Source organism: Plantactinospora sp. WMMC1484 (assembly GCF_049315195.1).
In the GTDB taxonomy this organism is placed as follows: domain Bacteria; phylum Actinomycetota; class Actinomycetes; order Mycobacteriales; family Micromonosporaceae; genus Plantactinospora.
The window spans coordinates 6,476,283-6,490,412 of the sequence record NZ_CP186055.1 but is presented as its reverse complement, the minus strand read 5'-3'; the positions used below and the strand labels follow the sequence as shown (position 1 = coordinate 6,490,412).

The window sequence follows — 14,130 nt, the reverse complement described above, 5'->3', positions numbered from 1 at the left end:
GGTACGAAGAGTCCTTCGGGCGATGGGTGTGCTCGGGTGGTGGTGCGAAGGGGTGCCGGTCATCGGTGGTTCCCGTGACCGCCGGGGTACGGCGGCATCTGCCCGTTCTCGTCGAGGACGTGCAGCATCGTCGACATGCCGAGGTCGGAGTGGAACTGCATGTGGCAGTGCAGCATCCAGTGCCCCGGGCCCACGGAGTCGCCCGCGACGATCTGCACACCGAAACTGTCACCCGGGCCGAGGGTCTTGTTGTCGATGATCGGGATCGAGTCGGCGAGCGCCTTGCCGCCGGTGACCAGGCCGGTCCGGGTGTCCGCCCAGGAGTGCCCGTGCACGTGGAAGGTGTGCATGTCGTCGCCGATGCCGATCACGATGAACTCGACCCGTTCGCCGAGCCTGGCGACCAGGCAGGTCGGGCCGGGCTGCGGGTTCACCGGGTCACAGGTGTCCGCCTCCGAACTCCGCCGCAGGTTGATGGTCTGCCGGTCGCCGAAAACCGTCACGTAGGTCCGGTCCGGCCTCGGGTCGCCCTGCCGGCGTACCACGAGACCGCCGAAGAGCCCGGAGCGGAGGCCCTGGGTGCCGTGCGGGCCGCCCACCACGTGGTCGTGGTACCACCAGTAGCCGGCGGTCCCCTGCGAACTCCCGCTGGGCGGCTTGGCGAACCAGGTGTACGTCCGCGACCCGCCCGGCGGCACGAAGGAGTTGCTGTGCACCGTGCCGTCCGACGTCTGGGTGTACTTGACGCCGTGCACGTGCAGCGAGACCCCGATCGGATGCTCCGGATCGGTGCGCAGCTGCTCCAGGGTCGCGGCGGGCACCTGGTTGTGCAGGGTGATCGCCAGGCATTCCCCCTCGATCATCTCCATCGTCGGCCCGGGATAGGAGGCCGTCTGCGGGGTGAGTCCGTAGCCGAGCCGGATCTGGTTGGTGACCGGATCCTTGGGCAGCTCGACCGCGTACAACTGGAGTCGGCGGTCCGGGGTGACGCAGCCTGCCGGCCGATCCGCCGCCACCGCGGCGGCCTCGAACGCCGGCTCCGCCGGCGGTCCGGCCGGCCCGCCTCCGGTGCCACCGCCGGCCAGGACCAGCCCACCAGCGCCGGCGAGCGTCACCACCATGACGGCCGCCACCAGCAGGGCCCGGCCGGCACCGGTGTCGAGCAGCCGGTCCGGCACCCCCCGGCGGGACTCCGGCCCGCCGGGGGGTGGCGAGAGCACGATCTCGCCGATGTCCTTCGTTTCCTTCTCCAACGTGGTATCCAATCGCTCGGCCGGCCCGGGTGGGGCTGGTGGGCGGTGATCGGCGTGCGGGTCCGACATCACGGGGTCAGCGGGGCGATGCGGACGTTGCGGAAGCTGACGATGTCGCCGGTACCGTGGTTCTGCAGGCCGACGTAGCCGGTCGCGTGCTGCCGGCCGGCGCCGCCCGGATCGTCCGCCCGGGGCGGGTCGAAGACGGCGTCGGGGACGTTGACGTACTGGTTGATCAGCTCGCCGTTGCGGAACACCGAGTAGTGCTGGCCGACGACCCGGATCTCGTAGTCGTTCCAGGTGCCCTTGGGGGCGACCCGCGCACCGTCGAGGTCGACCCGGTCGAAGCCGTACACCGACCCGCTCTTGTACTGGTCGCCGTCGGCCCGGTCGAGGATCTGCAACTCGTGGCCGTACTTGATCGCGACCCACTCGGGGCGGGACTCCTGCGGGTGCTGGTGCACCTGCGGGAAGCGGACGAAGACCCCGCTGTTGGCCCGCCCGTCACCCGGGGCGTCGTCACGCCACTGGAGCTTCAGCGAGAAGTCGCCGTAGCTGCGGACGGGGAACCAGAGCATGCCGAGGCCGTCGACGGCCCGGCTGGTGATCGAGCCGTCGGCGTTGCGCCGGAAGCCGCCGGCACCGACCTGTTCCCAGAGCTTGAAGGAGGCGGCGGAGCGGTCCAGCAGCGGCTGGTAGCCCTGCTTCGCCTCGGATTTGCCGATGCCGGAGTCGCGGGCCGCGCGTACCAGGGCGTTCTGCTCCTTCAGCAGGATCAGGCCACGGTGGTGCAGGTGCTCGGCGACCGCTCGGACGTGGTCGACGAACGAGCCGTGGTCGGGCCAGTCCCGCTCGTCTTCGATCAGGTCGTTGATCGAGCAGCCGCCGTCGGCCGGCTTGTTCGGCACGCCGCTGTGCGCGGTGCCGATCCAGACCGTCGGCCGGGTGTCGGCCACCCGGCAACTCGGGGCCGGCGGACCGCTCTCCACCACCGTGAAGGTGGCCGACGCGGTCCCCGACACGTTGCCGGCCCGGTCGGTGGCGCGGTAGCTGACCGTGTGCGCACCGGGCGTGTTGACCGTGAGCGGTCCGGTGTAGACGGTGTAGCCGCGCCCGTCGAGGGCGTACTCGACCCGGTAGACCCCGGAGCCGGTGTCGGCGGCGGTGAGCACCACGGTGGCGCTGCCGACATACGCCCAGCTGCCGTTCTGCTGGCCGGTGATCGCGGCACTGACGGTGGGTGCGGTGGTGTCCGGGTTGCCGGTCGAGGTGACCGTGAACGAGACCGAGCCGGGCGTCGAGGTGTTGCCGGCGACGTCGGTGGCCCGGTACGAGACGGTGTGCTGGCCGGGTTGGTTGACGGTGACCGGTGCGGTGTATTCGGCGTACGGCTGCCCGTCGAGGGAGTACTCGATCCGCTCCACCCCGGACCCGGTGTCGGTGGCCGAGACGGTGACCGTGGCGGCGCCGACGTAGGCGCCGTCGCCGTCCCGGTTGCCGGCCACCTCGGCGGTGGCGGTCGGGGCGGTGGTGTCCGGGTCGGTCCGCTCCACCACCTGGAACGTGACGGACTGCGCCGCCGAGGTGTTGCCGGCGACGTCGGTGGCCCGGTACGAGACGGTGTGCTGGCCGGGTTGGTTGACGGTGACCGGTGCGGTGTATTCGGCGTACGGCTGCCCGTCGAGGGAGTACTCGATCCGCTCCACCCCCGACTCGGTGTCGGTGGCCGAGACGGTGACCGTGGCGGCCCCGAGGTAGTCGCCCTGGTCGTCGCGGTCGCCGGTGACCCCGGCGGTCACGGTCGGCGCCGTGGTGTCCGGGTCGGTGCTGCCGGCGATCTCGAACGCCACGGACTCCGGCGTGGAGGTGTTGCCCGCGTTGTCGGTTGCCCGGTAGCTGACCGTGTGCTGGCCCGGCTGGTGCACCATCACCGGTGCGGTGTAGGCGGCGTAGGTCTGGCCGTCGAGGGAGTATTCGATGGTGTCGACGCCGGATTCGGTGTCGGTGGCGGTGAGGGTGACCGTCGCCATGTCGATGTAGGCGCCGTCGTCGTCTTGTTCGCCGGTGAGGGCGGCGGTGACGGTGGGTGCGGTGGTGTCGGGGTCTGTCGGGGGTACGACCTCGAAGGCGGTGGACTGTTCGGCGGAGGTGTTGCCGGCGACGTCGGTGGCCCGGTAGGTGACGGTGTGCTGCCCGGCGGTGCTGACCGTGACCGGTGCGGTGTAGGCGGCGTAGGCCTGGCCGTCGAGGGAGTATTCGATGGTGTCGACGCCGGATTCGGTGTCGGTGGCGGTGAGGGTGACCGTCGCCGTGCCGATGTAGGCGCCGTCGTCGTCTTGTTCGCCGGTGAGGGCGGCGGTGACGGTGGGTGCGGTGGTGTCGGGGTCTGTCGGGGGTACGACCTCGAAGGCGGTGGACTGTTCGGCGGAGGTGTTGCCGGCGACGTCGGTGGCCCGGTAGGTGACGGTGTGCTGCCCGGCGGCGTTCACCGTGACCGGGGCGGAGTAGGTGCCGTACGGGCCGCCGTCCAGCGAGTACTCGATCCGGCCGACGCCGGAACCGGTGTCGGTGGCGGAGAGGGTGACCGTGGCCGCGCCCACGTAGGCGCCGTCCTCGTCCTGCTCGCCGGTGACCGCCGCGGTCACCGTCGGCGGGGTGGTGTCCGCGCCGCCGTCACTGACCACGAGCAGGCCGTTCATCGTGCCGTGCCCGGGTATCGCGCAGAAGTAGCGGTAGGTGCCGGGGGTGAGCACCACGTCCACGGTCCACCGGCCCTGGTTGCTGTCGAACGGGTCGGCCAGGATGTTCACGTCGACGTCCTGGTTGTACTCCGGGTTTCCGGTGTCGAACGTGAGCGTGTGCTGCATGCCGCTGGTGTTGCCGGTCGCGACGCTGTTCTCGAAGACGAGGGTGGCCGGCCCGGCGACCGCCGTGGTGGGCGCGGAGACGTACGACTGGACGCTGTTGCCGGCGGTCCAGGTGAGCACCTGGGCCTGAAGCCGTTTCGCCGTCGATCCGAGACCGCCGGGTCCCATTGATCCGTTGTCGGGACGGGCGGCGGCCGGGGCGGCGATGAGCGCGGAGCCGGCGAGCAGCACGGCCACCGCCCCGAGGATCCTCATCGGTCGGTTGGCCCGGCTGCGGGTGAGCCGGGAGAGCAGCTTCGAACGCCTTGGCGGGCCAGACCGCGCAGGAAAAGCTGGCATGTCAAACAGACCTTTCGCGAGTCTTCGTGAACGTCGACGACCCATGGGTGCGCAGAATCGACGGATGGCACGGCGGCATACCGCAGGCCGGCCCCGAGCGCGCCAGGAGCCGGTGCTGCGGCTGCCAGCCGTCAGGCTGGCGGGTGGACGAATGTGTCTCGGTCAGGAAGACGGTGGACGGTGGGCGAGGTCGGGCCCGCGACGGCGGTGCTGCCGACCGTGTCGCCGAGCCGGCGGAAACCGACGTCGTTGCGGGCATGGCGCGGGGCGACCGCGCCGGGTCTGCGAGCACGCCAACCTGGAGAGTGGGCTTCCCCAGCCAAGCCGTGACTCTCAGACGACGAGCTGACCGCGCCGCCGGTCAGCTCGCTGAAACGGTTCGATGTTGCCCGACACTAACCGCCTTGGTGACGACGTGTCTAGATCTTTCGACGGGATCAGCGAGACTTTTGTACGCCGTGACAAAAGGATCGGGCGGCCGAACAAAGTCCCTATGTGTCGGTTCTGCCCTCCGGCATCGACGCCGGAGACCAGAGGCAGATTCCGAAAGACGGCAATCCGTCGATTCTGGACGGAGTGCGCTGAACTCGTGGAAGCGGATGAATCGTGGCCAGTGGACCGGTAGCCGGTGCCGGCGTGCCGCAGCGCGGCGTCCGGGTCGGCGGCCAGAGCACGGCGATGCCCTCGCCACGGTGGCGGTGCGCGGTGCCCCGATGTGCCGGAGCCGGTGCCGGTGCGTCACGTCCGCGGCGCTGCCGCGGATCCAGACGAACACCAGCGGCGGCGGCCGGTGGCAGGCAGGTACCGCACGAGTTCCCCGGGCACCTCGAGCATGGCACGACAGGCGATCACCTCAGCAGGGCGAAGGGCCAGATGATCGCTACGTGGTCGAGCCCCGGATCGTTCGCCGAAGCGGCGATCCGGGGCTTGGTGCCCGTGCGGGGTCAGCTGATCAGGGGCATGGGGACTTTCCGCCGTAGTTCAGTGGGCCCGACACGAAACCTATGAAATTCGGTGTGACCAGGTTCGACTGGTAGGGAACGTACCCCCTGTTCCAGCACGCGTACTGCGTCGTGGCCCGAAGTTCGGTGTGGATATGGGGGCCAGTCCAGCAGGAAGCCCCGCCGGGGCCAGGGCCACCCCCGTTCCCATTGGCGAGGTTGGCCATGTTGCCGAGGTATGTTCCCCAGCGGCCAACCCACTGCCCCACATACAAAGAGGGGTTGCGGTCCAGGTGTGCGTATGTGACCTGCCCGTACGACGCGCCATTGTAGAAAATCTGTACTGTGACCAGGTCGCCACCCCCGCCAAGCCGGCAAGCGCTGTCATCGATGATCTGGCTGACCTTGGTGGTGACGGCGGAGTCGTAGGCGGAGTTCGATGGTGCGACGTACAGATACGCCGGCTGCCCTGACGAGCCGTCAGGCGTGTACAGGTCCGTACACCAGTCGTTTGCCGGAGATGCCTTAGCCAGGCAGATGTGGCTCGACGGGCTCTCGCCCCATCTGGCGCTGACGGGCGATCCGACCCAGATGAGCGGTGACTGGTAGGCGCTGGCCGGCGCGGCGCCGAGCCCGCCCATGAGTGTCGTGAGAGCCAGCGCCAGGCCGACGGTGATCCGCCTTCTCGATTTCACGATTCCCCCTCTTGTCGACGATGCGTAGTATCTACGTGGCGATGCATCGACATTATGTGATCTCTGAGACCGCTTGGTGATCGATTGCATCCGCATGCTGGAGTGCAATGGATCGGAGTGTGACCTTGAGGGGTTCGGCTCACGTGCGTCGCTTGATTGGTTGGTCACTGCGGGCCAACCGGCTGAATGGCGATGCCGACAAGATTCTCAAGTCGGGTAAGGAATTCGCGCGCCTGTTCCGCCGAGATGGGGAACCGCCGCTGGCACCTTCACAGATAACCCGGTGGGAGAGGGGTGAGGTCGCGGTCACCCGGGCGACGATCCGCCGCTACGAACAGATGCTTGACTTGCGGCCAGATTCGTTGGTGAGTGTGTGTGATGCAATCCGACGTGCAGAGTCGGTTACGTTTCGTCCGCCCCGTTCGAAAGTTGACCACGATCGCCTGCACGATCTGCTCGACCTGGCGGTTGGCGGCGCGCCGATGTCGGGCCTACTGTGGATGGAATTCGCAGAGCATGTGGCCAATCGACCGGATCTGATGCTGCATCCTCGGGAACAGTGGCTGATAGTTGTCGGCCGTCTTCTCAACGAGCTTGTCGTCGCTGATCATGAAGAGTGGCTCCTTGAGGCAGGAGGCAATCAGTCAACTGCTGGAACACGAGACCGTAAGCAAGTACGCGGCAGCGCTCTGTGTCGAGCTCGTCTGCGACTCGCACTGTCCAGCCGTCCTGGAACCGATGTCGTTGTTGAGCGTAACCAACCGCCCTTTCGTCAATCGGTTCGTTCTTGAGCAGGTCACGAATCCTGATAATGAGATGACATTACGGGGCGCACTTCTGTCGGCAACTTACAAGTTGCAGCGGGGTCACTATGCGGCGAACGCGGCTAGGGTCATCGAGGCGGCCTCAGCACACTGGACGCACGAAGGCTGGAACCCCGACCGCCTCGCCCTGACCGCAAGGCGGCACTTACGCTACGGCGATTCTGCCCAAGTCGACGCAACAGTGGATCATATAGCGTTGATGGCCCAACTGTATCTAGGTTATGATGATCAAGATCGGATACTGAAGACAATCATTCGCGACGCGATATTCGGAATCGACGATGACCAACGTTTGTATTCCGCCAAATTTCTCGCTGCTACACCGTTTCAGGTTCCAGTCGGTCGAGCACTGATGTCGCTGATCGAGTCCGGCCTGCGTTGCCGCGATGAAACCCTTGCCGAGTTGGCCCTTCCGGTGCTGACCAGGCTTGGCGTCAGCGTTCATCGCGACGTGGTTCGTCAGATCATAACTAATCACGGCTACAGTCTATCGTTCCGGACGACGGCAGCGTGGTCGCTACCGCACTGTTCTGGTCGTTACCCTGAGCCCACCTGGAGAAGCCTGTTGGCGCCATACGTTGAAATCTGGCAACGGGGCGCCGCGCCGTCCGCCGCGCGCCTGATTCAAGGGATCGCATACGGTATCGGCACGGATGGACATACGGCGTTGGCCGTCGAAATCAGCCAAGATGCAGTAATGCCGAAACAAGCCCGGCGTACCGCGGCCTGGCTGCTTCGGGAAAGACCGTCGGTTGCCTGACGATAACTGGTCCCAGCTTGGAATTCAGAGCTGTCGGGTATCGGGTGCCGTGGGCGGGCAACCGCTCAAAGATCGCGGCGCTGGAACGATATTGCCGCAAGTCCGAGAGCGAGAGCGACCCAGAGCGCGGCCCAGCCGAGATAGGTCGGAGTGAGCCCCGCCTCGCTGAGGAAGGGGTGCCCCTTGAACGCCTCCTGGAACTGCATCAGCAGGCTCGGGTCCTGGAAGCTGTTCATGGCTCCCCGCCACAGGCCGTCGGTGGGAAGCAGCATCCGGGAGACGGTGCCGATCCGGGCGACGCTGTCGTTGCCGAGCGCCTCGCCGAACGCGCCGACCACGCCGCCGATCCAGGTGGCGCCGAAGAGTCCGACCGCGACGATGCCCGACGCCATGGGGGAGACGGCGGTGGAGAGCAGCAGCCCGAGAGTGAGCAGGACGCCCGCCTGCGCGGCGAGCAGCGCGAGGCCGGTGACCGGGTGCGGCGGCCAGTAGCCGGTGGTGAGCCAGACGATGAGGAGTTCGGCGAGTCCGGCCACGGCCACGAAGCCGCTGCCGAAGGTCACGAGGCCCAGCCACTTGCCGAGCAACACCGCCGAGCGGCGCACGGGGCGGGCCAGGACCGCCAGCGCGATCCCGGTCTCGGTCTCGCCGGCCAGGGTGGGGCCGGCCAGGAACGCGCTGCCGAGCGCGGCGGTCAGGCTCAGGCCGAACATCACCAGGTTGAGGACCATGGCGGCTGCCAACCGGGCCTCTCCGCTGGTGAGCCCACCGAACTCGGCGTCGATCCGGGAGAAGCCGTAGGCACTGATCCCGAGCAGCACCACGGTGAGCGCGGCGAGCGCGAGGAGTACCCGTCGCCGGGCGGCTTCCCGAATGGTGAGGGCGGCGACGGTGAAGACGGGGCGGACGGTCACTGGCGCTCCTCGGTAGAGCCGGCGCGAAGGATGTCGAGCAGCCGCTCCTCGAGGCTGATCCGTCCCGGCTCGACCGCGTGTACGCGAACTCCGAGGCCGACCAGGTCCGCCACGAGCTCGGGCACGGTGCTGCCGTCCTGCTCCGTGGGGAACGTGACGACGAAGGCGTCCCCGCTGCGGGTGAGCCGGCCGGCCGCGGCGAGCCGGGCTTCCGCCGCCGTGCCGACCCCGTCGAGGCGGAGCCGCAGCTCGTGCTGGCCGAGCAGTTCGGGCAGGGTGCCGGAGGCGGCGACCCGGCCCTTGTCCAGGATGACGACCCGGTCGCAGACCCGCTCGACCTCGCCGATGAGATGCGAGTTGAGCAGGACGGCGACCCCACGGGCCCGGAGGGTGAGCAGGATGTCGCGTACGTCGGCCCGGCCGACGGGATCGAGGGCGCTGGTCGGCTCGTCGAGGATGACGAGTTCGGGGTCGGCCACGAGCGCGACGGCGAGCCCGAGGCGCTGCTGCATGCCCTTGGAGAAGCCGCCCACCCGGTCACCGGCGCGGTCGGCGAGCCCGACCATGGCCAGGATCTCGCGGTGCTTCCCGGCCGGCACGCCTCGGCCGGCGAGCCGAACGTGCAGGGCCAGCACCTCGGCGGCGGAGAGCCACGGCTGATACCGGAACAGCTCCGGCAGGTAGCCGACGCGGGCGCGGGAGTGCGGATCGCGCCCCGGTCGCCCGAGCAGCAGCACCTCGCCGGCGTCCGGCCGGACGAGACCGAGCAGCATCTTGATCACTGAGGTCTTGCCGGCGCCGTTGGGCCCGAGCAGGCCCACCACCTCGCCACGTCCGACGGTGAGGGACACGTCGTCGACGGCCGTCCGCCGCCGGTACCGCTTGCGCAGACCCGAGCACCACACCGCCGGGGACGGCGGCAGGCCGGCAAGGAGCCGCTCCCCGGCGTCCGAGGAGGCGGCGTCCGAGGAGGCGGGGTCGGAAGAGGAGGCGGCGTCCGAAGAGGCGGCGTCCGAAGAGGCAGCGTGGGGAGAGGCAGCGTCGGGAGAGGCAGCGTCGGGAGAGGAGGCGGCGGCGGAGGCGGCGCCGACGCCGGATCCGGTGGCTGCGGCAGTTGAGCGGGCGGCGTCGGCGGAGACGGGGCCGGCGGGGGCAACACCGCCCCGGCGGGCGGGGGGACGCGCCGTCACCGGTCCCACCGCAGCCCTCGGGCGACCGACAGCACCTCGTCGGCACTCAGCGAGCCGGCCACCGCGTTGAGGATGCCGTCCTTCACCCAGAACACGGCCGCGAGTGTGCCGTCCCGGCTGGCGAGCACCGTGGCCGGCGCGCCGTGGACCTCGGCGGAAAAGGTCTTCTGCTTCTCGGACTTCACGATCAGCGGCAGGGTGGTGCCGTCGTCGCTGAAGCCGCGCAGTTGTGCCGCCACGTCCTCCGGCAGGCCGGGCAGGGAGAGCAGGTAGTCGCGGGCCGTGTCGAAGGGGATGCCCGAGGAGTAGACGGTGGGCGCGCCGGCGCGGCCAATGATCATGGCGGGCATGCCCTGGGACTGCGTCCAGATCGCGGCGAGACCCGGGCCGGCGGTCATCCGGAACTGGCTGCCGTCGAGGCCCGGCGGCGGTGTGGGCAGTGGCTTGCCGGCGGCCGCCGCGGTCTGCGCCGCCCTGGCGGTGGAGAACGTGAACGTCGCGTGGACCTGGTCGCCGACCTGGAACGCCGGCTCCCCGGTCACGCCGCGTGGCAGCCTCTCCACCCGGGGCACGGAGAGCCCGGTGGCCTTCTCCGCCGCGGCGGCGTCGCCGACCCGACGGAGGTTGGCGAACTCGGTGACCCTGGCCTCGCCGTAGGCAGAGAGATCGGGCAGCCGCAGCAGATCGGCCTGGCTGATCGTGACCGGTGCCACCCGCTCGGTCCGGAAGATCGGCAGCCAGTTGGCGGCAGCGGCGGCGGTGGCTCCGGCCAGGATCGCGACGGCGGCGATCCCGGCGATCACCGGCCTGCGCAGCGTCGCGCCCCACCGGGGGGTCCGAACGGCGACAGCCGGTCGACCGGGCCGGTCCACGACAACCGTCCGGGAGAGGCGGTGCCAGCCCTCCTCGACGTCGGCAGCGACCGCGACATCGAGTGCCGCACCGGCAAGCGCTGCGTCCCGGCGGGCGGCGGTGAGCCGGGAGAGGCACGTCGGGCAGCCCGCGACATGGTCGCGGTCGGCGTCGGCGACGCCGGCGGGCTCGTCCACGAGCCGACGCACGGTGCCGTCAGTCGGATGACGCATGACGGTTCAACTCCTTCCGAATAGCGGACTCGGCGCGGCGCAGGATGGTGCCCACGCTGCCCGGGGAGAGATCGAGTGCGGCCGCCACCTCGGCGTAGCTGAGGCCGCTGTGCCGCAGCACCAGGGCCACCGCCTGCCTGCGGGGCAACCGGGCCAGCGCCGCCCGCACCCGGCGGCGTTCGTCGAGGGTCACGACCACGTCGGCGACGTCGGGGCCGAGGGTGTCAGCGCCGCCGACGGCCTCCTCCCGCCAGGCACGACGCCGGCCGGAACGGAGCTGGTTCAGCGCGGTGTGCGCCGCGGCGATGCAGAGCCACCCCAGCGCGTTCTCCGCCGGCACGCGGGAGCGCCCGAAGGTCAGGAAGACCTCCTGTGCCACGTCCTCGGCCTGGTCGCGGGCACCGAGCACCCGGGCGGCAACCGCGACGACCCGTGGATATGCGGCGCGGAAGATCGGTTCGAGATCGGGACGTACGGCGCCGCGCCCCGGAGGAGTCGACACCGTATCCCCCCGTCCGGCTCGTCCGGCCCTCCGGCCGCCCTCACCGGGCGACGACGTCCCGGCCGCGACGGCGGTCGGTGCCGTCACACCGCGCCCGACGAGCTCCACCTCTTCCACCACATCATGGAGGCACCGCGGGCACCTCGGATGTGACACCGGCCGGCAAACTTTCCGGGTAGGTTCCCCGGCCGGCCGGGATCGGCCGGCCGGGGAGGGTAAGGATGCCCCTACTCCCGCGGCCCGATGTCCTCCGTCGGTGACGTGCGCAGCAGCCGGCCGACCGGGATCACCGTCGTGGTAAGCGCGAGCAGGGTGGCGCCGCCGAGCACGGCCACTCCGCCGAGGGGCGGGACGTAGGGGATCGGGCTGCCGGTCAGGGCGTTCACCACCGCGGCGAGGGTCAGCGCGGCGACGGCTCCGCCGATCGCGACCGCGACGCCGAGGAGTCCGGCCTGTTCGGCGTGGATCATGTTCTTGACCTGCTGACGGGTGACGCCGGCGAGCCGCAGCACGGCCAGTTCGCGGCGGCGCGCCAGGGCCGCGATGACCATGGTGTTCGCGGCCGCGAGGGCGGCGTAGCCGACCATGACGCCGATGAGCAGCTTGTTGAGCCATGCGCTGACGGCGAGGTCGCGGGCGAGCCGGCCGGTGAGGTCGTCGGTGCGGACGAGCGTGCTGGTCGGGTAGCGGGCCGCCAGTCCGGCCAGCGCGGTGTCGGCGTCCTCGCCGGGGGCGGTGCGGATCAGCACCTCGTCGTCGAGGTTCCGCGCGGTGTGGCCGGCGACGGCCTGCCGGTCGAGGATGATGTCGCCGAAGCCGAGCCCGCGCCGGTAGACGGCGGCGACCCGCAACCTCGTCGGGGTGCCGTCGCCGAGCCAGAGCTGGACCTCGTCGCCGACCTCCCAGCCCTGGGTCGAGGCGCGGATGCTGGAGACCGCCATGCTCGTGCCGGTCAGGTCGGCCAGGCTTCCCTCGGTCACCGCGAGGTCCGTCGTCGCGGCGGCGCCGGCCGGATCGATCGCCCGGGCATCGACCGTCTCGGCGCCGTCGAAGATCTCGACGATCACCGCGGTCCGGCGTACGCCGGTCGCGGCCTGCACGCCCGGGATGCGCCGGATCTCCTCGGCCGCGGTCGCCGGCAGCCCGGCCGGCGAGACAAGTGCCCGCTGGGCCAGCATGCCGTCGCGGCTCTGGGCGATCGTCCGCCGTTGCAGGTTGTCCTGCAGGAACCAGACCGAGCCGCCGAAGCCGACGGCGAGCACCAGCGCGGTCAGCACGGTGGCCATGCCCTGGGCGTTGGCCCGCAGGTTGGCCGAGGCGAGATAGCCGCTCGCGCCCCAGACGCGGCGGAGTACCGGGGCGAGCAGCCGCGCGGTGAACCGGTTGATCCACGGTGCGAGCAGTCCGACCGCGAGGACGAAGAGGTACAGCATGCCGATCGCACCGGCCAGTGCGGCCTGCCCGCCCGCACCGACGGCGAAGGCGCTGGAGGACGTCGCCCCGGCGAGCGCGACCAGGCCGGCGACCAGCCGGACCCGGCCGTTGCCGGCCGGCTCGACGGCGACCTCGGCGAGCGCCTCGGTGGGCCGGATGGCGGTTACCCGCCGGGCGGCGATCAGCGCCGAGAGGACCGCGACGAGCGTGGTGGCGAGCACCGCCGCGACGGCCGGGAGCACGCCGGTGGCCATCGGGAAGGTCTCCGGGACGAACCCCCGGGTGACGAGTTCCCCCTGCACCCAACGGCTGGCCACCGCACCGGCCAGTACGCCCGGCACTGCGGCGGCGCCGCTCACCAGCACCGCCTCGGCCATGATCATCGCACGTACCTGGCCGGGAGTCGCGGCGATGGCGCGCAGCAGGGCGAGATCGCGGCGGCGGTGCCGGACGGAGAGCCCGACGGTGCCGGCGACGACGAAGACGATCAGCATTCCGACGTAGCCGCCGAAGGCGGCGCCGGCCGTCACCAGCAGTCCCCGGGCCGCCGCGTCGGAGGGCTCCACCAGGCCGCGGTCCTCACCGGTGTACGTCTCGACCCCGGCGGCCCGGGCCAGCCGCCGCACGGCGGCCGAGACCTCGGCCCGGTCGGCACCGGTGGCCGTGACGACCCCGATCGCGTCCGCCCGACCCGGGTGCGGGGCGACCTCGGCGGCGTGGCCGTCGGTGAAGAAGACGGCGGCGGGCTGCCCGGAGCCGCCGGTCGGCCCGGTGCCGGCGGTCTGCTCGGCGACGCCGCTGATCCGGTACCGGCGGGTGTCGCCACCGACCAGCAGGTCGGCCTCCCCGCCCGGCCGCAGCGCACCGGCCGCCGCGAGGCGGGCGTCGACGACCGCCTCGCCGTCCGCGCGGGGCGGGGAGCCGGCGACGAGCCGGTACGGCGTCAGGGCGGCGCTGCTCCAGCCGTGCCCGTCGGTCGGCACGGACGCCGCCTCGAGCGGCACCACCGCGATCGAGGAGTCGGCGACGGCGGCGGCGACACCGGGCAGCTGGCGGATCTGTTCCGCCAGGGTCGCCGGGACGGTGCCGCCCTCGGGCAGCGGCAGCGTGGTCCTGGTCGTGTCGCCGTCGAAACTCTCGCTGGTGAGGGTGATGTCCCGGTTTGCGACGACCAGGTCGGCGGCGGCGTACCGCTGGGGCGTGGCCCGGAAGCGCAGCCCCGACTCGACCAGGGTGCCCATGCTCATCAGGATCATGACGCCGGTGGCCAGGGCGATAAGCGTGGCGGCGGCGCTGCCCGCGCGGTGGCGGAGCATGCGTGCGGCG

Annotated in this window: 10 protein-coding genes; 2 read left to right on the top strand and 8 right to left on the bottom strand. The window is 70.8% G+C overall.

Annotated features, from left to right (window positions below; genetic code table 11):
* Positions 1-59 precede the first annotated feature (59 nt).
* The 3 genes from ACN28C_RS27875 to ACN28C_RS27865 all read right to left on the bottom strand — a co-directional run bounded on the left by ACN28C_RS27875 (position 60) and on the right by ACN28C_RS27865 (position 6,095).
* Complete coding sequence (locus ACN28C_RS27875; protein WP_422770486.1) at positions 60-1,253, bottom strand: multicopper oxidase domain-containing protein; 1,194 nt, start codon at positions 1,251-1,253, stop codon at positions 60-62.
* Positions 1,254-1,321: 68 nt separating this feature from the next.
* A complete protein-coding gene (locus ACN28C_RS27870; RefSeq protein WP_422770485.1) occupies positions 1,322-4,459 on the bottom strand; it encodes an OmpL47-type beta-barrel domain-containing protein in 3,138 nt (1,045 codons plus the stop codon).
* Positions 4,460-5,411: 952 nt separating this feature from the next.
* Positions 5,412-6,095, bottom strand: a complete 684-nt coding sequence (locus ACN28C_RS27865; protein ID WP_422770484.1) for a hypothetical protein — start codon at positions 6,093-6,095, stop codon at positions 5,412-5,414.
* A 143-nt stretch (positions 6,096-6,238) separates the two neighbouring features.
* On the opposite strand from ACN28C_RS27865, the gene ACN28C_RS27860 reads away from it, so the two are divergent.
* Both ACN28C_RS27860 and ACN28C_RS27855 read left to right on the top strand, forming a co-directional pair.
* A complete protein-coding gene (locus ACN28C_RS27860) occupies positions 6,239-6,886 on the top strand; it encodes a hypothetical protein (protein ID WP_422770483.1) in 648 nt (215 codons plus the stop codon).
* Positions 6,834-7,679 carry a hypothetical protein gene (locus tag ACN28C_RS27855; RefSeq protein WP_422770482.1) on the top strand — a complete coding sequence of 282 codons (846 nt, stop codon included), beginning with the start codon at positions 6,834-6,836 and terminating at the stop codon, positions 7,677-7,679. The genes ACN28C_RS27860 and ACN28C_RS27855 overlap by 53 nt, the downstream gene beginning before the upstream one ends.
* A gap of 65 nt (positions 7,680-7,744) precedes the next feature.
* Here ACN28C_RS27855 and ACN28C_RS27850 read toward each other — a convergent pair whose 3' ends face one another.
* The 5 genes from ACN28C_RS27850 to ACN28C_RS27830 form a co-directional block, all read right to left on the bottom strand.
* Positions 7,745-8,593, bottom strand: a complete 849-nt coding sequence (locus ACN28C_RS27850) for an ABC transporter permease (RefSeq protein WP_422770481.1) — start codon at positions 8,591-8,593, stop codon at positions 7,745-7,747.
* Positions 8,590-9,444 (bottom strand): ABC transporter ATP-binding protein, encoded by an 855-nt coding sequence (locus tag ACN28C_RS27845; RefSeq protein ID WP_422770480.1) that lies wholly within the window; start codon positions 9,442-9,444, stop codon positions 8,590-8,592. The genes ACN28C_RS27850 and ACN28C_RS27845 overlap by 4 nt, the downstream gene beginning before the upstream one ends.
* Positions 9,445-9,779: 335 nt before the next feature.
* Positions 9,780-10,868, bottom strand: a complete 1,089-nt coding sequence (locus ACN28C_RS27840; RefSeq protein WP_422770479.1) for a hypothetical protein — start codon at positions 10,866-10,868, stop codon at positions 9,780-9,782.
* Entirely contained in the window at positions 10,852-11,370 is a 519-nt protein-coding gene (locus ACN28C_RS27835) for a sigma-70 family RNA polymerase sigma factor (RefSeq protein WP_422770478.1), read from the bottom strand. Before ACN28C_RS27835 ends, ACN28C_RS27840 begins: the two co-directional genes overlap by 17 nt.
* Positions 11,371-11,597: 227 nt before the next feature.
* The gene (locus ACN28C_RS27830; RefSeq protein ID WP_422770477.1) at positions 11,598-14,120 is read right to left on the bottom strand and encodes an FtsX-like permease family protein; all 2,523 of its coding nucleotides are present in this window, start codon (positions 14,118-14,120) and stop codon (positions 11,598-11,600) included.
* Between the last annotated feature and the right edge of the window lie 10 nt (positions 14,121-14,130).